This window comes from Parasegetibacter sp. NRK P23, from assembly GCF_023721715.1.
Lineage (GTDB): Bacteria > Bacteroidota > Bacteroidia > Chitinophagales > Chitinophagaceae > Parasegetibacter.
This window is the reverse complement of record NZ_JAMDLG010000001.1, coordinates 3,844,588-3,865,876: the sequence shown is the minus strand read 5'-3', so window position 1 is coordinate 3,865,876 and position 21,289 is coordinate 3,844,588. Positions and strand designations below refer to the sequence as shown.

22 protein-coding genes are annotated in these 21,289 nt (G+C 45.3%); 10 read left to right on the top strand and 12 right to left on the bottom strand.

Annotated elements, in window-relative coordinates:
• Positions 1–15: 15 nt before the first annotated feature.
• On the bottom strand, positions 16–2,232 hold the full coding sequence (locus M4J38_RS15710) for a S41 family peptidase (protein WP_251760729.1): 2,217 nt from the start codon (positions 2,230–2,232) through the stop codon (positions 16–18).
• 96 nt (positions 2,233–2,328) lie between these two features.
• The gene (locus tag M4J38_RS15705; protein WP_251760728.1) at positions 2,329–3,036 is read right to left on the bottom strand and encodes a hypothetical protein; all 708 of its coding nucleotides are present in this window, start codon (positions 3,034–3,036) and stop codon (positions 2,329–2,331) included.
• 361 nt (positions 3,037–3,397) lie between these two features.
• Here M4J38_RS15705 and M4J38_RS15700 point away from each other — a divergent pair, with 361 nt between their 5' ends.
• The 5 genes from M4J38_RS15700 to M4J38_RS15680 are packed head-to-tail and all read left to right on the top strand — an operon-like array spanning position 3,398 to position 6,080.
• On the top strand, positions 3,398–3,808 hold the full coding sequence (locus M4J38_RS15700) for a hypothetical protein (RefSeq protein ID WP_251760727.1): 411 nt from the start codon (positions 3,398–3,400) through the stop codon (positions 3,806–3,808).
• A 5-nt stretch (positions 3,809–3,813) separates the two neighbouring features.
• On the top strand, positions 3,814–4,488 hold the full coding sequence (locus M4J38_RS15695) for a hypothetical protein (protein ID WP_251760726.1): 675 nt from the start codon (positions 3,814–3,816) through the stop codon (positions 4,486–4,488).
• Positions 4,431–5,198, top strand: coding sequence for a sensor histidine kinase (locus M4J38_RS15690; RefSeq protein WP_251760725.1), 768 nt, complete (start codon positions 4,431–4,433; stop codon positions 5,196–5,198). The genes M4J38_RS15695 and M4J38_RS15690 overlap by 58 nt, the downstream gene beginning before the upstream one ends.
• 9 nt (positions 5,199–5,207) lie before the next feature.
• Positions 5,208–5,879 carry a response regulator transcription factor gene (locus M4J38_RS15685; protein WP_251760724.1) on the top strand — a complete coding sequence of 224 codons (672 nt, stop codon included), beginning with the start codon at positions 5,208–5,210 and terminating at the stop codon, positions 5,877–5,879.
• 42 nt (positions 5,880–5,921) lie between these two features.
• Positions 5,922–6,080 carry a DUF1328 domain-containing protein gene (locus M4J38_RS15680; RefSeq protein ID WP_251760723.1) on the top strand — a complete coding sequence of 53 codons (159 nt, stop codon included), beginning with the start codon at positions 5,922–5,924 and terminating at the stop codon, positions 6,078–6,080.
• Positions 6,081–6,100: 20 nt separating this feature from the next.
• Here M4J38_RS15680 and dgt read toward each other — a convergent pair whose 3' ends face one another.
• Positions 6,101–7,489 carry a dGTP triphosphohydrolase gene (dgt, locus tag M4J38_RS15675; protein ID WP_251760722.1) on the bottom strand — a complete coding sequence of 463 codons (1,389 nt, stop codon included), beginning with the start codon at positions 7,487–7,489 and terminating at the stop codon, positions 6,101–6,103.
• A gap of 106 nt (positions 7,490–7,595) precedes the next feature.
• Between dgt and M4J38_RS15670 the strand changes: the two genes are divergently transcribed.
• On the top strand, positions 7,596–8,372 hold the full coding sequence (locus tag M4J38_RS15670; protein WP_251760721.1) for a hypothetical protein: 777 nt from the start codon (positions 7,596–7,598) through the stop codon (positions 8,370–8,372).
• An 11-nt stretch (positions 8,373–8,383) separates the two neighbouring features.
• Here the strand turns inward: M4J38_RS15670 and mnmG are convergent, their stop codons facing one another.
• Both mnmG and ybeY read right to left on the bottom strand, forming a co-directional pair.
• Positions 8,384–10,252 (bottom strand): tRNA uridine-5-carboxymethylaminomethyl(34) synthesis enzyme MnmG, encoded by a 1,869-nt coding sequence (gene mnmG, locus M4J38_RS15665; RefSeq protein ID WP_251760720.1) that lies wholly within the window; start codon positions 10,250–10,252, stop codon positions 8,384–8,386.
• Positions 10,253–10,824: 572 nt separating this feature from the next.
• On the bottom strand, positions 10,825–11,265 hold the full coding sequence (gene ybeY / locus M4J38_RS15660) for an rRNA maturation RNase YbeY (RefSeq protein ID WP_256469217.1): 441 nt from the start codon (positions 11,263–11,265) through the stop codon (positions 10,825–10,827).
• A 96-nt stretch (positions 11,266–11,361) separates the two neighbouring features.
• Between ybeY and M4J38_RS15655 the strand changes: the two genes are divergently transcribed.
• Positions 11,362–11,589, top strand: coding sequence for a FeoA family protein (locus M4J38_RS15655; RefSeq protein ID WP_251760719.1), 228 nt, complete (start codon positions 11,362–11,364; stop codon positions 11,587–11,589).
• Between the two features lie 10 nt (positions 11,590–11,599).
• The gene (gene nadD / locus M4J38_RS15650) at positions 11,600–12,169 is read left to right on the top strand and encodes a nicotinate (nicotinamide) nucleotide adenylyltransferase (protein WP_251760718.1); all 570 of its coding nucleotides are present in this window, start codon (positions 11,600–11,602) and stop codon (positions 12,167–12,169) included.
• Here the strand turns inward: nadD and chrA are convergent.
• The 3 genes from chrA to asnS all read right to left on the bottom strand — a co-directional run bounded on the left by chrA (position 12,164) and on the right by asnS (position 15,861).
• Positions 12,164–13,357, bottom strand: a complete 1,194-nt coding sequence (gene chrA / locus M4J38_RS15645) for a chromate efflux transporter (RefSeq protein WP_251760717.1) — start codon at positions 13,355–13,357, stop codon at positions 12,164–12,166. The two genes, nadD and chrA, sit on opposite strands and share 6 nt — an antisense overlap.
• A gap of 99 nt (positions 13,358–13,456) precedes the next feature.
• Positions 13,457–14,401: an isopenicillin N synthase family oxygenase gene (locus tag M4J38_RS15640; protein WP_251760716.1), complete on the bottom strand. Its 945-nt coding sequence runs from the start codon at positions 14,399–14,401 to the stop codon at positions 13,457–13,459.
• 23 nt (positions 14,402–14,424) lie between these two features.
• On the bottom strand, positions 14,425–15,861 hold the full coding sequence (gene asnS / locus M4J38_RS15635) for an asparagine--tRNA ligase (protein ID WP_251760715.1): 1,437 nt from the start codon (positions 15,859–15,861) through the stop codon (positions 14,425–14,427).
• 353 nt (positions 15,862–16,214) lie between these two features.
• Here asnS and rho point away from each other — a divergent pair, with 353 nt between their 5' ends.
• Together rho and M4J38_RS15625 are read left to right on the top strand one after the other, a co-directional pair.
• Complete coding sequence (rho, locus tag M4J38_RS15630; RefSeq protein ID WP_256469216.1) at positions 16,215–17,933, top strand: transcription termination factor Rho; 1,719 nt, start codon at positions 16,215–16,217, stop codon at positions 17,931–17,933.
• A 103-nt stretch (positions 17,934–18,036) separates the two neighbouring features.
• Entirely contained in the window at positions 18,037–18,240 is a 204-nt protein-coding gene (locus M4J38_RS15625) for a hypothetical protein (RefSeq protein WP_251760714.1), read from the top strand.
• Here M4J38_RS15625 and M4J38_RS15620 read toward each other — a convergent pair.
• From M4J38_RS15620 to M4J38_RS15605, 4 genes are read right to left on the bottom strand one after another with little or no spacing between them, the layout of a single operon-like run.
• Entirely contained in the window at positions 18,227–18,922 is a 696-nt protein-coding gene (locus tag M4J38_RS15620) for a hypothetical protein (RefSeq protein ID WP_251760713.1), read from the bottom strand. The two genes, M4J38_RS15625 and M4J38_RS15620, sit on opposite strands and share 14 nt — an antisense overlap.
• Positions 18,919–19,149 carry a 4a-hydroxytetrahydrobiopterin dehydratase gene (locus M4J38_RS15615; protein WP_251760712.1) on the bottom strand — a complete coding sequence of 77 codons (231 nt, stop codon included), beginning with the start codon at positions 19,147–19,149 and terminating at the stop codon, positions 18,919–18,921. Before M4J38_RS15615 ends, M4J38_RS15620 begins: the two co-directional genes overlap by 4 nt.
• Positions 19,150–19,166: 17 nt before the next feature.
• The gene (locus tag M4J38_RS15610; RefSeq protein ID WP_251760711.1) at positions 19,167–19,601 is read right to left on the bottom strand and encodes an IPExxxVDY family protein; all 435 of its coding nucleotides are present in this window, start codon (positions 19,599–19,601) and stop codon (positions 19,167–19,169) included.
• Positions 19,602–19,616: 15 nt separating this feature from the next.
• Positions 19,617–21,284, bottom strand: a complete 1,668-nt coding sequence (locus tag M4J38_RS15605; protein ID WP_251760710.1) for a M20/M25/M40 family metallo-hydrolase — start codon at positions 21,282–21,284, stop codon at positions 19,617–19,619.
• Positions 21,285–21,289: the final 5 nt, after the last annotated feature.

The window sequence follows — 21,289 nt, the reverse complement described above, 5'->3', positions numbered from 1 at the left end:
AACTAAAATAGTAATTTATCTTTCTTTGTTGATTAGTTCGATTGCCTTTTCCATGAGTTCGTCTCTGCCCGCTTTTATCCCCGCGATGGTTGGCTTACATTCAATATCCGGTATTATGCCCACACGCTGTGTTTCCCGGCCATCAGGATAATAAACGCCAATCCCGCTGAACATGGTGCTCACATTCCCCGGAAGAATGAAGCCGGAAACATTTCCATCTGCGCCAGCGGTTGTACTGCCCAGCACCAGAGCTCCAGGTGCGGTTCTGAATGCCATCGTAGTATATTCGGCCTGGCTTTGCGTAAGTTCGTTGATGAGAATCACAACCTTTCCTTTGTAGGTATGGGAATCTGTCGGTGCAATATTAAGTTGTTGTCCCTGGTAGAACGTGCCTGGCATCAGGATACCACCAAATGAGAACTTCACAAATGGCGTGGACTTCGGAACCAGGAAGCCGCCCAACGTAAACACCGTAAAATCTGAAGGATAGCAGCGCAGGTCGATGATCAGGCCTTTTGTGTTTTTCAGTTCATTTTTTATGGCCGGCAGGTAAGCATTCTTTATTTTACCCGGGTATATCCAGGCAATGCCAGGTGCAGCCATACCAAAACAGGTATCTTTAGCTGAATACCTTTTATACACATTCACTTGCATGGGTGTATACGTTGGGATCATCTTTTCAAAAGACTTCCCATCCCTGTTGAAAGTAACGGACAATGTGGAATCATTCGACCGTAAAAAATCACGTCCTATATCACGCATTTTTGTGGGCAGGTTCGATGCGGGAAAATAAGGAATGCGGTTCTGCACCAACTCATTCGCGGGAATGCCGTTTATTTTTTCAATCACATCACCGGGCAATATTCCGGTCTTCTTTCCAAGGGAATCGTTGAGGTATCCTGTTACCACGGGTTTATCTTCCACGAATACCACGGAGAGCGGTCCATATCTTTTGCCAAAGAATTCGGCCAGAACAGCTTCATTGCCCCACACATTCGCATGGGTATCATGAATACTTCCGATCAGTTGAAGTAAGGCTAGTTTGTATTCCTTTTCAGAAGTAGCATAAGCGAAACGTGGAACAAAGCACTCCAATGTTGTGTTCCAGTTCTCCTCCAACAGGTTGCGATAAGGGAAGAAGTATTGTATCAGGTTCCAATACCGGTACAGCGCGAGTATGCGAAGTCCCGCATCTGAAAAGTGCATTTTTGCGTAGGGGAGCTCATTTTTGATAACCGGGTTACCCACACCTTGCGCCATGGCAATGTAGTAATGCTGGTTCTTACGTTCCGCGTGGTAAATATCGCGCAACAATTGATGCAGTTCCTTTCCCAGCGATTGCTCCGTTAGCCAGGAAATATCCGTTTCGAGGAATGGTTTGAGGGATAGCGCCGTATCCTTTTTTGTTTTCACCGCGCCGAACTTTTTAACCCAGTTGTACAGCAGGCGTTGCTGATCAGCAGGTTGAGCAGTTGCGAGGTAGATGGGCATGAAACGAAAAAGTTCCGCGTCCATGTTAAAGTTTCCGGCCGCTACCGCGGGATGATGGTATTTCACAAAGCCCCACACCTGGCCCAGCAAAACAAGCGCGGCGTTAGTAGCCGCCGACGGGGCAATTTCATTTATACGTGAGCCATTTGAAAAGGATGTATCCGATTCAGCCAACGGTGCTGATACGGTATCCGATTGTTCAAAAGGTTTTCCATCTATAGAAAGTGTGATATCGTCAATCCATAGTTGCCCTTGTCCCGCCATTACGGCCGCTACATTTACAGTACGTGCATCGGCACTTAAGGGAATAGAAACTTTGTATTTTTTCCAGGGTTGTGTTCCCGATACACCGCTCTCTGAAAGATCTGTTTTCTGAATCGTGCCGTTTTTGCCGATGATGGCGAGGTAAAAACCCGCTAAGCCGTTCTGTACATTTTCCAGTTTCAGGTAACCTTCCATCGTCAGTTGCTGCCCTTTCCTCGCGGGAATATTGATGCCCATCGCACCATATTGCGCAGGGTTTGGAGCAGTGGTGCTTTTAATATAAAAAGCGTTTTTGCCGGAATAGCTTACAGTGGAATCAATACCGCCTTCATAACCAGTTGAGTTGTACCAGTTCCATTCTCGGAGTACACCATTGGCGGGATCCGCTTCAAACCCGGCGTTTAGTTTATAATTGACGGTTTGTGCGCGGGAAAAAGCGCAAACGGCCAGCAGGATAAGGAGAAGAGAAGGTTTCATGTGCAAAGGTTTGGGCTAAAGTCGAAAAAAAACCGGAAAAAATAGGGGGGATCAACCTATATTTTTTCCGGCTCCAATGAGGAAATAACGTACATGTTACTGCCTGGTCCATATTTCATGGATGGGCTCTCCTTTAGAACTCAGTCCGCTGTGGTCCCAGTTGTTGCCTTCTACTTTTCCATTGAATGTAAGTGTGGCGCCCACCCTGGAACTGTCGCGGGAGAAGAACTCAATATTTTCCGTGTATTTCCCGTTTTCAAAAGTATAGGTTCCGCCGCCTGTTCCGAAGAACTCTCCGGTTTGTGTATTGATCGCGATCCATTGGAAACGGGTACCTGAAAGTATCTTAACGGTTTTTCGCGCGCCGGGATTAATGGTGTTGATCTTTCCATCCTGTTCTCTGCCGGAAATGCGCCAGTCGCCGGAGAGGGGGCCCGCGCCATCATCTACGCGTGTCCATTCCAGTTTATCGGAGCCCTTGGCGGTCACCAGTTTACCATCGTGCATGTCTCCGGAGATGGTCAGTTTTTCGCCTACCTGGTTTTTCTCCAGAGTATTGAATTCGATCATGGCTTCCACTTCTCCGTTATCGGTCACCTTCCAGGTGCCGCCGTAGCTGGCTATGAATTTTTTTCCGGGAAGGTCAAAATGTGTCTGGGAAAAATACCCGGGCGTTATAATAAGAACTGCCGTAGCGTTGTTGACTTCAGTTTTCCACGCGCCTACGGGATTGTCCTGCGCACGGGTGGAAAGTCCCATCAGCAGGACTGCGAAACAAAATGTTGTAAAGTTTTTCAGGTTCATTGCAATGGATTTATTGCAGAAAGGTACAAATTAGAGACAACAAAAAAGCATACATGGTAACCTGTTTAAAGGTTTCATATATGCTTCACACGAAGGATTGGCTTAATGGTAAAGAAAGCTGGAGTATGGTGGCTGATTGGATTCAAAGGTCGGCAGGTCTCATTTACCTGGCAATGGTGAAGTCACGGGATTTGTTATCCGTTAAATAACGGATGGCCTGCACGGTGTCTTTACGGGAAAAACTGCGTTTTTTTCCTCTATTTCCTGGCTTTCCGGCTTTTTTAAAAAACATTTTTGATTTACCCGCCGCTTCCGCTTTAAATTGCCTCAACCTTTTAAACCAAAAAAAACCGTAAGTGCTATGTCAAGACCAACCTGGCAGGAAGCTGTGGACCAATGCGCAGCTTACCGTGATTATTTAGAAACATTGGATGTTCCTGTGGAAAGTAAAGTGAAAGCGATTCTTCTCACCAAAGAAGATTTGAATGAGTTATTAACCCAGGATGGCCTGGACCTGGATGGCATCCGGATCTATATCGGCGAGAAAACCGAGGGTGGTGAAAGACTGACCACACTGGTGGTGGTGGCCGTGGATAAACTAGTGGAGAACGGGCATGTAATCTACAACGATTACAATATTCCGGGACCTGATACAGATCTCGGTGTAACCAACCCGATAAGTGATCCGCTGGCGAACGAGCGGCCCTGTCCGTCGAATTGCAGCGATCCGAATATCCTTAATACGGGAAGAACTGCACCACCGGTGCTATAATGTAAATGGAGAATTTTTTTTTAAACTATTCCGATACCACTTTCCCGCTGCTGGCCGCCATTTTGCTGATCGTATATATCAGGAAATGGCAGCCGGGAGCAGGATGGCTTTTAGCCTATTCACTTGTTTCCTTTCTGTTGATGGGTTACGGTAACCTGCTGGCTGATCAGGGACTACACAACCTGTATATCTACCACTTGTTCACCATGTTGGAAGCCATCCTGGTGCTTCACCTTATCAACACCCTTTCACCGGAAAAGTACAAGTACATCAACGTGGTGCTTTCGCTCTTCCTGTGTTTCACGGTGCTGAATCTCATTTTCTGGGAACCTTTGTTCACCAGCTTCAACAGCAATGCAGCCGGGGTATTGAACCTGATATGTACCGTTTTTTGTTTCAGGTATTTTATCCGGTTGGCGAAAGACGATAATATCCTGCATTTTCAGAAACTTGCGGGGTTCTGGATCGTAAGCGGTTTTCTCTTTTACAGCGTAGTGAGTGTGCTGACGCTTTCCGCCTATAAGTACAGGGAATTGTTACCGGAATCGGACGCCATTATTTCCTGGAAGATTCAGCAGGTGGCAAATATGATTAGATTTGTGCTCATATACGTAGGTGTTATATGGTGCTATCGTCCGGATTCTTCCTCTGGTTTATATTTATCGGATCGGCAACGCTGATGCTGATCGTGATTTTCTTTTTCCTGCTGTTCGTGCAGTACAACAGGAAAAAGAGTGATCATATCCGGGAGAAAGAAGCCCTGCAACGTACGTACGAAAAGGCGCTCCTCCAATCTCAACTGGAAATACAGGAGGCCACCTTCAACCAGATCAGTGGGGAAATTCATGATAATATCGGCCAGGCGCTCAGCCTGGTTCGTTTACAACTGAACACGTTGGGAGCCGGAGCCAATGAAGCTAAGGTGAACAGCGCCGATGAACTGCTGGGAAAAGCCATTGGCGACCTCAGAAGCCTTAGTCATAGCCTGAATACCAAATACCTTGTTGAAACTGGTTTGGCCAATGTGATACAACAGCAACTCGCCTATCTTGAAAGATCAGGCCGGTTTAAAACTTCGTTTAGGGATGATAGTGATGGAATGGAAATCGCGGAAGAAAAATCTATCTTCCTGCTGCGCATGATCCAGGAAATCATCAACAATATTCTGAAACACGCCGCCGCAACAGAAGTTTCCGTAGCCATATCTGGTGAGAAAGGTCAATACAGCATTGCCGTTTCCGATAACGGCATCGGGTTCGAACAAAATGAAAAACAAGGCAAAGGAATCGGAATAACGGGCCTGCACAAAAGAGCCGAACTCATAGGCGCTACCATACAATTTAATTCATTTCCCCAAAAAGGAACCACCGTGTTCATTAACCTTACTTAAATTTAAGCCATGGCGCAACCATCCACCACTTGTTTTATAGCCCTTGTTGATGATCATGCACTGCTCCGGCACGGACTGGCCAATCTTATCAACGAATTCGATGGGTATAAGGTGCTTTTCGAGGCCGACAACGGAAAAGACTTTATCGCTCAGCTCAAAGGGCCACACCACCCGGATATTGTACTACTGGACATCACCATGCCCGAAATGAACGGGTACGAAACAGCGGAATGGATTCAAAACAATCTGCCGGAAACGAAAGTACTTGTGCTGAGTATGCTGGACAATGATACCGCAATCATCAGGATGCTCAAAAGAGGCGCACGCGGTTTTATCCTGAAAGACAGCAAGCCTTCTGTTGTGAAACAGGCCCTGGATCAGATCCGGAACGATGATTATTTTATCAACGACCTCGTGAGCAACAAACTCTTCCGTTACGTGCTGCTCAAAAAAGATGGAAAAGAAAACGAAATGGATTTCACCTCTTCTTTTACAGAAAGAGAGCTGGAATTCTTTAAGCACGCCTGCACGGAAATGAGTCACAAGGAAATCGCGGAATTGATGAACGTTTCACCCCGCACGGTAGACAGCTACCGGGATGCGGTGTTTGAAAAAACAGGGGTGAACAGCCGGGTTGGTCTGATCCTTTTCGCCATAAAAAATGGGCTACTGGTGAACTGATCAGATGGCACCATATTTTAATATATAAGCGAAAATAAGCTTATGTTACGCTGGACCATCATTTTCCTGGTTGTCGCAATCATTGCGGGAATACTGGGATTTACCGGGATAGCCGCCAGTGCCGCCGGTATCGCCAAAATCCTGTTTTTCATTTTCATCGTGCTGTTCCTTATTTCTCTGATCAGGGGAAGAACCCCATGATGGGCAGAAATATACACGGCTCAGGAGGAATGCACGGGGAGACTTATACCACGGAGGTTTTTATACATTTCCATGGCGTAAAGGTCCGTCATGCCTGAAATGAAATCTACCACACTCAGCGCCTTTAAGTAAGGCGTACTTTCGCCGACTACTGAAAACTGCGCAGGCAGCAATTTCAGAATTTTCTTTTGCTTGTGCGTGGGTGAATTACTGAGCATGGCGGGGATAAACTCTTCCAACAGGGCTTTCATTACTTCGTAACCCGCCAGTTCAATTTTTACGACAGTCTCATGGTTGTAAATTTTTTGAATGGTGACCTGGTTGATGTTTTCGAGGGCGTTGATACTGCCGATCGGCAATAAATCCAGCAACGGTTTATCAAGTGTTCCGTTCAGCAGGTTTTGCTGTTCCCCGGCAAAGGCTTTTGCGCAGGTTACCACAAGATAATTGATGCACTTGGCGCGGAGGTAGGCGAGTTGTTCACGTGGATCATTTTTTAACTCATCCATCGTTCTTTTTATGCCGGGCATTTGTGCCGTTGCATCCGGTGCTGTTTCCAGCAGGTTGATGAGGTGCGTTGACGCCGTATGTGCATCAAGGATGCCGATACGGTGCGCATCCTCCCAATCAATAATTCTGTAACATATATCATCCGCGGCTTCCACGAGGAACACAAATGGATGTCTTTTCCAGGAAAGCGGCGCATTTCCATCGGGTATCATATTCGTTTGTTCGGCAACGTTGGAGAACGCAGCTTTATCGGCCTGGAAGAATCCATACTTTTTTTTGTGCAGGACACCTTTTGTAGTACCCGTAGACTCACACGGATATTTGGCGATGGCGGCCAGGGTGCTGAACGTGAGCCTGTACCCGCCCGGCTGGCGGTGCGCATAAGGATGCGTGAGGATACGGAATGAATTGGCATTGCCCTCGAAGTTGGTGAGGTCCTTCCATTCAGCATCCGTAAACTGCGCGCGCAACGTGGAACCATTGAGTGGCATCGGAGCGGCGTATTCAAAATAAGCGGAGATGGCGGCTTCGCCGGAATGACCGAAAGAGGGGTTGCCAATATCGTGTGCGAGACAGGCCGCTGCAATTACACTGGATAGATTGTACGCGTAAAATTCTTTCGACGCATCCGAGAAAGTTTCACCCGTGGATGCGAGCAACTCCTCTCCCGCCAGCTTTCCTATGGAACGGCCCACACTGGCCACTTCCAGCGAATGCGTCAGTCGGTTGTGCACCAGCACCGGACCTGGTAAGGGGAATACCTGTGTCTTGTCCTGGAGCCTTCGGAACGCGGAAGAAAAAATGAGCCGGTCAAAATCCCGTTCATAAGGTGTTCTTTGCGCAGGCGAGGCATTGTTCTGGCCGAAACGGCCGGGAGCATGGCAGGTATTCCAGTTCATGCGGCAATTTAAGGAACAACGGCCACCTAAAAAATTGGTAAAACATCAACGGATAGCGTCTGGCTGGCGCTTAGATTGTATCTTCCGTTTCTGAAATTTGCTCGCGTTGAAAATATTTTTACGATCCTTCTTTTTAGTGTTGCTGGCCGGAAATTGTTATTGCAGCTTTGCGCAGATAGCCGTACAGGGTAAAGTATTCGATATCTCGCAGAAGATTCCGCTGGAAGGCGTAAGCGTAATCGGTAGTTCCGGACAAGGCGTAAGTTCCGATTCGTTGGGCAGGTACAAGCTTGTACTGGCAGAAAAAGATTCTATCTGGTTCTCGTACCAGGGAAAGTCAACGCCCCGTTATGCCGTCAGAACAATTCCCAACCCACTTACTTTCGACGTCTCTATTCAGGTGAAATCCGATGTGCTGCCCACCATTACCGTATGGAAGCACAGTTATAAGTTTGATTCCCTGAGTAACAGGGAGAACTATGCGAAGATTTTCAACTATAACAAACCTTCTTTCGGTACTTCTATTGCCCCGCCGAATTCCGGAGCCGTAGGCGTTGGACTTGACCTTGGGGCATTGATCAATATGTTCAGTTTCAAAAAGAACAAACGGATGCTTTCGTTGCAGGAAAGATTGATAGAAGAAGAACAGGAGAAATACATCGACTACCGCTATTCCAAATCTTACGTAAGAAGGTTAACTGAACTTACGGGAGAAGAAATGGAATTATTTATGAAGATGTATCGTCCTGGTATTGAATTTGTTAAACTGGCATCAGAAGCAGAAATGGGGATTTATATCCTGGAATGTTTCAAAGATTATAAAGCCGGAAGGAAAACACCGAAAGAAGCCATTCAGATCCGGGTGATCCAATATGAGTTTTAATTAATATATTATTATCTTCCCATATATACCATCAGTATCTGTACATCGCTGGGATTTACGCCACTTATCCTGCTCGCCTGTCCTAATGTATGCGGTCTTATCTTTTTGAATTTCTGCAGCGCCTCATTGCTGATGGCAGCAACTTTATCGTAATCGAAGTTATCAGGAATCACGAGATTTTCGAGTTGCCCCATTCTTTCCACCAGCTCTTTTTCCTTTTCAATATAAACATCATACTTTACCTGGATTTCTGCCTGCTCCAGTATTTCATCGTCTGCGTAAGAAAGTGTTTCCGCCAGTTGTGCGGAAGCGCCCACCATCTTTTTGAGGTCAACATTCGGGCGAAGCAAAACCTGCATCGCTTTTTGCTTTTGAGTAAGCGGAGCAGAGTTTATACTTTCCAGGTAGGGGTTGAATGTAACCGGATCGAGGGAGAGTTCTTTTAAAGTCGCTTTTACTTTTTCAACACCATCCCGCTTTTCTTCCATTCGCGTCATCCTTTCTTTGGTGGCCAATCCCAAACGGAAACTTCTTTCGGTTAACCTGAGGTCCGCATTATCCTGCCGCAACAATGTTCTGTATTCAGCGCGGGAAGTAAACATACGGTATGGTTCATCGGTACCTTTTGAGATGAGGTCATCAATCAATACCCCAATGTAAGCTTCGCTTCTTTGAAGAATAAATGGTGCTTCATTTTTTGATTTGAGGTGTGCATTGATCCCTGCCATTAATCCCTGACAGGCAGCTTCTTCGTAACCGGTGGTTCCGTTGATTTGTCCTGCGAAGAAAAGATTGGGTACCAATTTTGTTTCAAGCGAATAGGTCAGCTGTGTTGGCGGAAAATAATCGTATTCAATCGCATACCCTGGCCTGAAGATGCGGACATTTTCAAAACCGGGCACTTGTCTTAAAGCTGCCATCTGTACTTCTTCAGGAAGTGATGTCGAAAAGCCATTCACATAGATTTCAACAGTATTAAATCCTTCGGGCTCTACAAACAGCTGGTGCCTTTCCCTATCAGCAAAACGATTGATTTTATCTTCAATACTCGGGCAATACCTTGGCCCTACTCCTTCTATCCTCCCGGCATACATCGGACTCCTGTCGAAGCCGGTCTTTAGAATATCGTGAACGGTTTGGTTGGTATAACTAATCCAACAACTTCTTTGTTGTTCCGCTTTAATTTTGGGCACATCCATATAAGAAAACCCAACAATCTCCTCATCACCTTTCTGCTCTTCCATTTTGGAATAATCAAGGCTTCTTCCATCTATCCGGGGTGGTGTGCCGGTTTTGAGCCTGTCGCTTTCAAAGCCCAGTCCAACCAATTGCTCTGTAATTCCTGTTGCGGCTTTCTCAGCTACCCTGCCCCCGCCAAACTGTTTCTCGCCGATATGAATGATGCCATTGAGAAATGTTCCGCTGGTAATCACCACACTCGAACTGAATATTTCGTGTCCCAGACCCGTTACTACCCCACATGCCTTTCCATCCTTCACAATTATTTCTTTCACCATATCCTGGTAGAAATCCACGTTTGGTGTTTGCTCCAGCATTTCTCTCCAGGTGGTGGCAAATACCATACGGTCACTTTGTGCACGCGGACTCCACATGGCAGGTCCCTTCGACCGGTTTAACATCCTGAACTGGATCATACTCTTATCGGTCACAATACCGGAATATCCACCCAGTGCGTCTATTTCCCGAACAATTTGTCCTTTAGCAATTCCACCCATTGCAGGGTTACAGCTCATCTGCGCAATGGTCTGCATATTCATGGTTATCAATAAAACCTTTGAACCCAGGTTGGCCGCAGCAGCCGCCGCTTCACAACCTGCATGACCAGCACCTGCCACTATCACATCATACTTAGGAAACATCGCAATAATTTAGGAGGCAAAGGTACACCATTAGCGGATAATTTAGGATAGTGGGATGAGGGTATAAACCAGGGTGCAAGGACTTCAATACGACGGAAAACTAGACATCATAACAAGCAATTACACCCTCTACAGTAAAGAAGAAAAACCTTAGGAAAGCCCACAAAACAAGATTAATGTTTGAATATGAGATGACGCTCTTTATACTTCTCTCTGAACGCCATTACCTTATTTTCTTAATCTTTATTAAAGTTATATTTTCTCCTAACGTTCCTAAACTATTGAAATCACCTCACGTTCCACGTGGAACAAAGAGTATTAGCAGGAAAACAATAGAGGTCAATTGAATTATGTTCCACGTGGAACATAAGGTTCAATATTAATTCAGAAACAAGGAAAAATATCTAAATAAAAGATCTGCTGTGAATAGTAGCAGCCTTATTATTATCAACATCAATCGAAGAAATAGGTGAAAATAGAGCACACAAATGATACTTACTTATTGATTTTCAATCCCAAAAGACAACACGCGAAACTAAAATATACTGTTAATAACTGTTCCACGTGGAACATTAGCTAAAATACATTGTAAGGTACTCATCTTCTTTATTCCTCATCATCTTTTGATCCTTAACGGACTTGTCTTTATAGCCCATCAGGTGTAAAACACCGTGAAACACCACTCGGTGCAGTTCCTTTTCAAAGGAAGAATCAAAGTTTATTGCATTGTCTTTCACCCTATCCACACTAATATATACCTCTCCCACAGTGGGATCATTCTTGGCAGCAGAAAGATCGAATGTGATAATGTCCGTGTAATAGTCGTGCTGAAGGAAGTCGCGATTCATTTGTAATAAATGCTCATCGCTACAGAATATGTACTGTAGGGATTCGACCTTCTTTTGTTCCAATTCAAACATCTTCACAAGGAAATTCTTTAACCGGGTCCGGTCCCGAAAGGGAAATTTTACGTCGAGGAAATGAAAGGTTACTTTTGCAGAGGAATTCTTCATCCTTCAAAATTCGGAAATACCCGGTACATTCGCTCAGGAATCCTTTATCGAAGGAGAAGCACCACGAGAAGATTCATTTCAAGTAAAAGCAAACAGATGAAAAAGCTATCACAACTTACGGCAGGCACTAAGGCGATCATCAGGTCATTTGAAAAGGACGATATTTTTATCAAACTCATGGAAATGGGCTGTATCCCGGGTGAAGAAATCAGGGTAGAACAAGTAGCCTTCATGGGAGATCCTATCTCAGTTTCCGTGGCTGGCTACACACTCAGCCTCCGTTTGAATGAAGCAGAGAACATCCTGGTAGAAGTGGTCGCTTAATTTTCCTCCCATGAACATCGGTTTATACTTCGGCTCTTTCAATCCTATACATACCGGACACCTTATCATCGCCAACTATACGGTACAGCACACCCCGCTTGAACAACTATGGCTGGTGGTATCCCCACAAAATCCGTTCAAACCCTCCTCTTCCCTACTCAACGAATACAACAGGTTGCACCTGGTACGTTCCGCAGTAGAAAGAAACGATAAACTCCGGGCAAGCGATATCGAGTTTAACTTACCCAAGCCTTCTTATACCGTTGATACGCTGGCTTACCTGGAAGAAAAGTATCCTCAACACGAATTTTCGATTGTTCTTGGTGCAGACAGTTACCTCAATCTTCCCAAATGGAAAAATGCAGCGGTGATTGGCCAGCGTTATCCCCTCTACGTTTACCCCCGCCCCGGCTTTGAAGTAATGCAACAGGAAGGCTTTCCCTGTACTGTAATAAACGCGCCGCTCCTGGACATCTCCTCCACCATGATCCGGCAATGGATCAAAGGAAAAAAGGACATCAGCTACCTGGTCCCCGAGAATGTAAAACTGGAAATAACAGAAAACGGCTACTACTTATAAAAGCCACCCCAGTAAAAGGCAGGCCAGCACAACAACAGGGGAAGGAACCCTGGTAAAACGAAGCAGGAGAAAGGTTCCTACAATCACACCGATATTCATAAAAGTAACGGTCTTCCACTCCGTAATCGTAATGTCTTTCATCATGATGAGTGTCGCCGCAATCATAATACCTACCACAGCCGCATTGATTCCTTCTAAAGCACGGTATACCACCGCGTATCTTTTCAGGTTATGCCAGATCGGGTAAAAGAAAAGCGCAAGTAAAGCACTGGGCAGGAAGATACCGATCATACCAACGGTACAGCCAATCACCTGCATCACCGCACCCTGATCGTGCATGGCCATACCACCGGCGAAAGATGCAATAGAAAAAACCGGCCCAGGCATCGCCCGCACAATACCCGCGCCGGTAAGAAATTCGGCACCCGACATATAAGGTTCCTGCCCCCTTGCCACAAAACGAACCACGAACTGTTCGTACATCAGCGGAATCAGCACTTGTCCCCCCCCAAATACCAGGCTTCCAAAACGGTAAAAGTTCTCGAAAAGGTTAAACGCACGACGGTGCTCCCATTGCTGTACACGGGCGATCTCACTCACAAAACCCGCGGCAATGAATATCACCACGAACAACCAGATGTTTCCCCACTTGATCTTCTTAGGAAGGATATCCTTCTGCGGAATACGCTTGTCACTAAAATTCGTGACAACACCGCCTGCAATCAGCAACAGGGGAAATACCCAGGGCGACTTAAACCAGATATAAGTGATGCCCAGGCAAATCAACATGATGATCCAGGTAATCGTATTGTGAATGGAAAGCCGGAAGGTTTTAAACGCGGCATACGCCAGAAAACCGACCGCCATAGGAGAAATGAAAGAGAATACCTTATTGTTGAGGTCCTTTTTATCGAAGAGAAACAGCAGGAAAGAAAACAAGCCCATCAGTATGCACGCCGGCAATATCCAAACCAATAAAGTAATGATCGCCAATGGAACGCCTCCCCGCTTATAACCGACCAATGTAAGTATCTGTGTACTGGAGGCTCCCGGCAGCAACTGGCAAAAGGAATTGTAATCGATCAACTCTTCTTCAGTAATATCCCTTCGTTTCTGCACAAAGGTTTTCAGCACCATTCCGTAATGTCCCTGGGGACCACCGAACGCTGTAACACTGTGCAAAAACACAGATTTTAAGAACGGGATATGGCGCAGTAGAACCACAAACTAAAATTAATAAAAAAGCAACCCTGTTGAACGGGTTGCGTTTCCTAAGCGATAAAGCGGTTATTTCTTGAGACCAATTTCTCTCAGTCTTTCATCCAGGTAACCTCCCGCAGTGATATCCTCATACTGCTTGGGGTGATCTTTGTCTATGCAGTTTTCCAGACAAGCCAGGCTCATCTCACTCTTAGGATGGAGGAAGAAAGGCATGGAGAAACGGCTTGTAGCCCAGAGTTCCCTCGGAGGATTCACTACACGGTGTGTCGTAGACTTCAGTTTATTGTTGGTAAGGCGTTGTAACATATCACCAACATTCACCACAATCTGTTCGGGCAATGAAGTAACAGGCACCCACTTCCCTGACCTGTCCAGTATTTCAAGCCCATCAGCGCTGGCGCCGACCAGCAATGTGATCAGGTTGATGTCTTCATGCTGCTCTGCGCGGATCGCACTTGCAGGTTCCTTCAATATCGGAGGGTAATGAATGGCACGCAAAATTGAATTACCATACTCAACATGTTGATCGAAATAATTTTCTTCCAACCCCAGGTACAGCGCTATGGCCCGGAGTAAAGCGAAGCCGCTTTTTTCGAAAGCCCTGTACGTCTGCTGAAGCGTATTATTAAATCCCGCTATCGAAGGCACTTGTACGTTATCAGGATAATCTTCTGAAGAAGCTACCCCTTCAGGAATTGTTTGTCCATACTGAAAAAATTCTTTCAGATCCGGCGCATCACTTCCTTTCGCATGTTCTTTCCCGAAAGAAGTATAACCCCTTTGGCCGGCAAGTCCCTCTATCTCATACCGCTTCTTTTCTTCAGCGGGTAACTTATAAAACTGTTGTACTTTCTGGTAAAGTGTGCTGATGAGTTCATCGGGAATGCCGTGGTTCTTCACGGATACAAATCCTACATCTTCATAAGCCTTTCCCAATGCACTTACGAAACTACTTTTCCTTTCCGGATCACCGGATAAGAAATCAGCAAGATCAACAACTGGTATCGACATCGTTAGGTGTTTTAGTGTGGCAATTAGAATTCAGCGTTCTTCGGTGTTCTGGGAAAAGGAATCACATCACGGATATTACCCATGCCCGTAACGAACAACACCATTCTTTCGAAACCGAGGCCAAAACCGGCATGTGGCACGGAGCCAAATCTTCTCGTATCCAGGTACCACCACAATTCTTCCGCAGGCACGCCCAGCTTTTTCATTTTTTCTTCCAGCACATCCAAACGTTCTTCCCGTTGAGAACCACCAACAATTTCACCAATACCCGGCGCGAGGATGTCCATGGCCGCAACTGTTTTTCCATCCTCATTCAATCGCATGTAGAACGATTTTATCTCAGCGGGATAGTTGGTCACGATCACTGGCTTTTTGAAATGTTTTTCTACGAGATAGCGCTCATGTTCACTCTGCATATCCACGCCCCACTTCACTTCATACTGGAATTTCTTCTTCTTGTAAGCGGGCGACTGCAACAATATATCAATCGCCTCCGTATAAGTGATTCTTTCAAAAGCATTGTTCACCACGAATTCCAGCTTTTCTATCAATCCCATTTCGCTGCGTTCATTCTGTGGTTTTTGTTTTTCTTCTTCCGCAAGTCTTTGCGTGAGGAAAGTAAGATCATCGGCATTGTGTTCCATCACATAACGGATGATGTATTTGATGAACTCTTCCGCCAGGTTCATGTTGTCTTCCAGGTCATGAAAAGCCATTTCAGGTTCAATCATCCAGAACTCAGCGAGGTGTCTGGCTGTATTTGAGTTCTCCGCGCGGAACGTTGGGCCGAAAGTATAAATTTCTGAAAACGCCATCGCCGCCAGTTCTCCTTCCAGCTGACCTGAAACCGTGAGGTTTGTACTTCTTCCAAAAAAATCCTCTTTGAAATTCACAGCGCCATCTTCCGTTCTCGGCAGTTTATCCAGGTCAAGTGTGGTGACGCGGAACATCTCACCCGCACCTTCCGCATCCGATGCAGTGATTACAGGTGTATGCATGTAAACGAATCCTTTTTCGTTGAAAAACTTATGTACTGCGAACGCCAGCGAATGCCGTATTCTGAACACGGAACCAAAGGTGTTTGTACGGAAACGCAAATGGGCGATTTCACGGAGAAACTCCAGGCTGTGTTTCTTGGGCTGAAGCGGGTATTTTTCCGGATCACTGTCGCCGAGAATTTCTATTGCTCCTGCCTTTATTTCCACCGACTGGCCCTTACCAATGGAAGGCACAACTTCACCGGTTACTTTAACGGAAGCCCCGGTAGTTAACCTTTTCAGCAGATTATCATCAAATTTTCCAAGCTCCGCCACTACCTGAATATTATTATTGGTAGAACCATCATTCAGCGCTATAAACTGGTTGTTGCGGAAGGTGCGCACCCATCCCATCACCGTAACCTGGTCCCCTGCAGTAGCAGATGTTAGTAAAGTTGAAATTTTAACTCTCTTGTTGAACATGATTCCCTTATTCAATTGTTTAGTGGTTACAAATCTCTCTTTTTTCCACATAATATCAAGGAAATCAACACTTATAAAAGATATTTTTGGTAAAAACACTGCGGAACGATACCATGAACTTTCACACGGCAATTTCAATCTATTGAAAATCAATTCTTTACAATAATCATAACTGATTGATTATGACCAATTAACAAAATATTTGATTGCTCATTTGACGATTTTCTGAATATATTGTAACATTGCAAGGAGAAACTAGCTCATCGGCTCCTTTCAATCCCAATCAACTTATTTTTCAAATCAAATTTTCCTTTCTGTTGGCCGCCCGGCTAACCACTCTTCAAATCGTTTCTATGTACGACATTTTACAACTGAACGACATGCTCGTTCCTGAGTTGCTGGATATCGCAGAGCAATTAAAAATCCCTAACGCTAAGAAAATGAACAAGCAGGAACTTGTATACAAGATCCTCGACAAACAAGCAGTAATGGCATCTGATAACGCAGGCAAAGATGATGATAAAGCAGGCAAGAGAAAACGAATCGTGAAAACCACAACAGCCAACAGTACGGAAGAAGCCGTAGTGGAAAGTGGTGAAACAGTTCCCGAACCCAAAGCTAAAAAACCGGTTAAAAAAGAACTCAAAAAAGAGGAAAAGAAAGAGGAGAAAAAAGAAGAAAAGCCTGTAGCGGCCACACCTCCTCCCCCACCAGCTCCGGTTGCAAAAAAACCTGTTCGTAAAAAGCCTGAGCAACCTGAACTTCCGATTGGTGAAATCAACGCTGATTCTTACGAAGGCGATGATACGCTGAACAACGAACCGCTCATTATAAGCCCGCTCATTGCTGAAGCGCTTGCCGAAGACATCAACCTTGATCCGCCACCAACGCACGAACCCGCGCCACAACAACAACCCAGAACCTTCCATAAAAAAGAACCGGTTTTCAACATCGAATTCGATGGCATGATACCAGGTGAAGGTGTGCTGGAAATGATGCCCGACGGCTACGGCTTCCTGCGTTCCAGCGATTATAATTACCTTTCTTCTCCCGATGATATTTATGTAAGTCCTTCACAGATCAAACTGTTCGGACTGAAAACCGGTGACACCGTTAACGGAACGGTTCGTCCGCCAAAAGAAGGCGAGAAATATTTCGCGCTGCTGAAAGTGGAAACCATCAATGGCAAGAAGCCCGAAGAAGTACGCGACCGCGTTCCCTTCGATTACCTCACGCCTTTGTTCCCTTTCGAAAAACTGAACATCTTTACAACGCCCGATAACTACTCTACCCGTATCATCGACCTGTTCACACCTATCGGTAAGGGACAACGCGGATTGATTGTTGCCCAGCCAAAAACGGGTAAAACAATGATGTTGAAAAACATCGCCAACGCCATCGCCGAAAACCATCCTGAATGTTACCTTATGGTGGTACTGATCGATGAACGTCCGGAAGAGGTGACCGATATGGAAAGAAGCGTAAAGGCAGAAGTACTGGCTTCTACCTTCGATGAACCCGCTGAGAAACACGTACGCGTTTCCACCATCGCTTTACAAAAAGCGAAACGTTTGGTAGAATGTGGCCACGATGTAATCATCCTGCTGGATTCCATTACCCGTCTCGCACGTGCACACAATACCGTGGCACCCGCTTCAGGTAAAGTACTGAGTGGTGGTGTGGAAGCCAACGCCATGCAGAAACCAAAACAATTCTTCGGCGCCGCCCGTAAAATTGAAAACGGCGGATCACTTACCATTCTTGCTACTGCACTTATTGACACCGGTTCCAAAATGGATGAAGTAATCTTCGAAGAATTTAAAGGTACCGGTAACATGGAACTGCAACTGGAACGTCGCTTGTCGAACAGAAGGGTTTACCCCGCCATCGACCTCGTTTCATCTTCTACCCGTCGTGATGACCTGCTGCTGGAAAAAGATGTGCTGCAGCGCATGAACCTGCTGCGTGTATACCTCAACGATATGAATCCTGAAGAAGCGATGCAGGAACTCCTGAAACGCATGAGGGGAACGAAAGACAATATCGAGTTTCTCGCGAGTATGAACCGCTAAACAATACGTTACTATACAAAATCCCGCTGTTGATCAGCGGGATTTTTATTTGTCAGATATTTAGTAAATTAGTTATGGAAATTTTCCACCAAAAACGATCCGCATGTTGCCTGCCATCCTTATCGCAATAGGTGTGCTGTATTTATCACTCAGCGCTTTCAACCTGCTTTTCGAAAACGAAAAGAACAATTTCATCAAAGCTGTATTTATTGTGCTGCTCTTCACACTACCTGCCATATCGGCTATCGTGATTTATATGCTGTATTACAACAGGTATAAAAGTCAGAAATCCTTTATCGTACCGTAATACCTGAAAAGCGTACTTTTTCCACATACTCGGGGAACATCTTCAAAGTTGCACCGCAGTATTCATATTTCTCGAAGAGATCCTCCACAATATTGATTTTCCACAACACTGGTTCAAACCGGTTCATGGAATCCCCTTCGGCTATAGAAGCCAGTAGTACCGATTCATTGTTGATCCACCATGCATCCTGGATATAAGTACCAGGGCCGTTGAACAACAAACGCTTTTTGATCTGGTTATTTTTGTCGATAAGAAAAACCAGGTTGTCAGGGCCGCCCACTGTTCCGGATACCACTCCATTCGTTTCCTTCAATAAAATATTGTAACTATCAAGGTCCACGAAATAAGCGCTGTCCGGCGCGTAGCGCAGGTACTTTCCATACAATGGATAATACAGGCTATCGGGTTTGAAGGGCTCTGTTATCAGCGAATCTTCCACCCAGATATCCGTGAGTACAAAACTGTCGATGCTCAATTTATATTCAGGTTGGATGAAAGAAAACCATTGCTGAAGCGCCCCTTCTGCCGGACCGCTCACCTCAAAGGACGAATCCGTTCTGGCAAGAATGTTCACACTGTCCGATTGGTCTTCCGGAGCAGTACTTTCCTTGTCTCCGTTGTTACAGGCGAAGACGAAAATTATTACCAGAGCACTACTAAGAAAACGTAATCCTTTTATCATAATAAAGCGTCAATTGCTGCCGCGAGCTTTTTATCTTTCTCCGTCACAACATCGCCGGCATCATGTGTGGACAACCATACTTCAACTGTATTATAGGTGTTCCTCCAGGAAGGATGGTGGTTTTGTTTTTCAGCTATCATCGCTACACGCGTCATAAAAGCGAAAGCTTCTGAAAAATCTTTAAAGCTGAATTTCCTGTAAAGTTTATTGTCTGTATTTTCCCACATAACACACGTATTAATTGTTAAAAGATCATGTGACTTTTATGCTTTACCTGGCTCTGACCAATCTCCATTACCATTTGCACATCACCCATACTCCGGAGCAACTGCATGATGTTCTGAAGGTAATCATCAGAAACCACATCTCCTTTCAGTAACCACAAAAAATCGAGGTGCCTGAATTCGGGCAGCAGGTATTCCCCATCGAACTGGTTATTGTATAAATAATGAACCAGGCTGCAATGGGGTTCCGGAAATGAATATACGGAGAAAAAATATTGCCTGTTTTTCCGGGTAAGCTGTATCTCCACATCATTGTTGATCCTGAAATCGAAGCGAAGTCTGTTGTTCAACCGCCAGCAAAACTGGTAATCGCGGATAGGGGCCACAACGCCAAGCAGCCGCGTATCCTCGAAAAATTCATCTGCCATCTGGCTCACATCCAGTTTCAGTTTCATACGCTATTGCAGTTTCTACCAGTTAACTTCCGCTTTCATTTCTTTTCCATCCCTTACAAACACCACCGTTGTTTGTTGACCTTTTTCAAAACTTCCCAGGGCCTTCATATAATCTTCCATACCTGAAATCGTAAGATCACCAATTTTCACCACGATATCCCCTTTCTTCAAACCAGCTTTTTCCGCAGGTTTTCCCGTTGTGGTACCATCAATTTTTACACCTGTTCCGTAGAAAACATAGTCCGGCATTATGCCCAAGGTAACCTTAAAAGAAGTGGAGGAAGCAGTTTGTTTTTCCCTTGTTTTCAGGAAACTGAGTTTAGGTTCTTTTTCCGCCGCCGTAACGATATCCATAATTTTTCTTTCCACCAGGAACATTCCTGTATAATTCAGTTTATCCGCATCATCACTGGGTTTATGGTAATCCTGATGCGTTCCGGTGAAGAAAAAAAGCACGGGAACATTGATCCTGTAAAAAGAATAATGATCACTGGGTCCGGCACCTGAAGAATCGATGGAAACCACTAATGATTTGTCTTTTTTATTGAGCACCAGTTTTTCCCAGGAAGGAGATGTACCATATCCACCAACGGTAATCACGTTCTCAGGGGATTTTAACCTACCCACCATATCCATATTGACCATATAGTTCAGGGGTTTATCCTTCAACGGAAGATGTTCCGTAAAATACCTCGAACCGATCAGCCCCAGTTCTTCTCCCGAAAAAGCGGCGAAAACATAATTGTATTGTTTGAGCTGCTTTGCCTTAACGGCTTTTGCCAGTTCAATCAACACCGCTGTACCACTCGCATTATCGTCCGCTCCGTTGTGAATACCGGGATTTCCTTCACGTATCATCGAATTGCCATCCTCACCATAGCCCAGGTGATCATAATGCGCACCCAATACCACCGTATTTGGCGCATTGTTGTCCACAATCCCTACCACATTTCTGCCTTTCCTGATCTTATCGGAGAGTTTTACCTTCAATTTGATCTCATAACTGGCGGCATGATCCTTAAGAAATTTTGAAGCAGCCTGTTCTTTCACTACGATCAGGGGAATATTTGCCGGTTTATCCCCATTACCTTTCGGTTCAAACTTCAAGACATCCTTGATTCCTGTTGCTTCATAAAAAATAACTGCTGTGGCACCTTTTTCCTCCAGCTTCATAGCCAGTGCGCGCACAGCATCATTCATATCCACATGCGGATTTTTTTCCAGCTCACTTTTCACAAATTCATTCAGTTCCACAAACCATGGCACACCCGCTTCTTTGATGGCCATGGATGGAAAAGATTCCAGGGCTTCCTGCGCACTGTACACCAAAGGAAAAAAATCCTGGTGCACCTTCAGCTCAATTCCGTTGATGAACAAAAAAGAAGTCGGATCAACCTGCTTCCCCTCATTAATTGTGAATACCTGCTCAAATTTCCCTTCCACACCCGGTTGCAGGCCTGCTTTCTCAAATTCACCCGCGATATACGCCGCAGCCTTCTCTTCTCCCGGTGTACCCGTTCTTCTTCCCTCCAATTGATCCGAAGCAAGAAATGTCACGTGGGCTTCCAAAGCCGCGACCAGCGCTTTATCCGCTTTTTTTAACTTTTGTGCGTTTACCACCCCGGTGGTCAGCAAACTCATCCCCAACAGAAGGCCGATTGGCCTGAAAATCTTTATGAACATCCCTT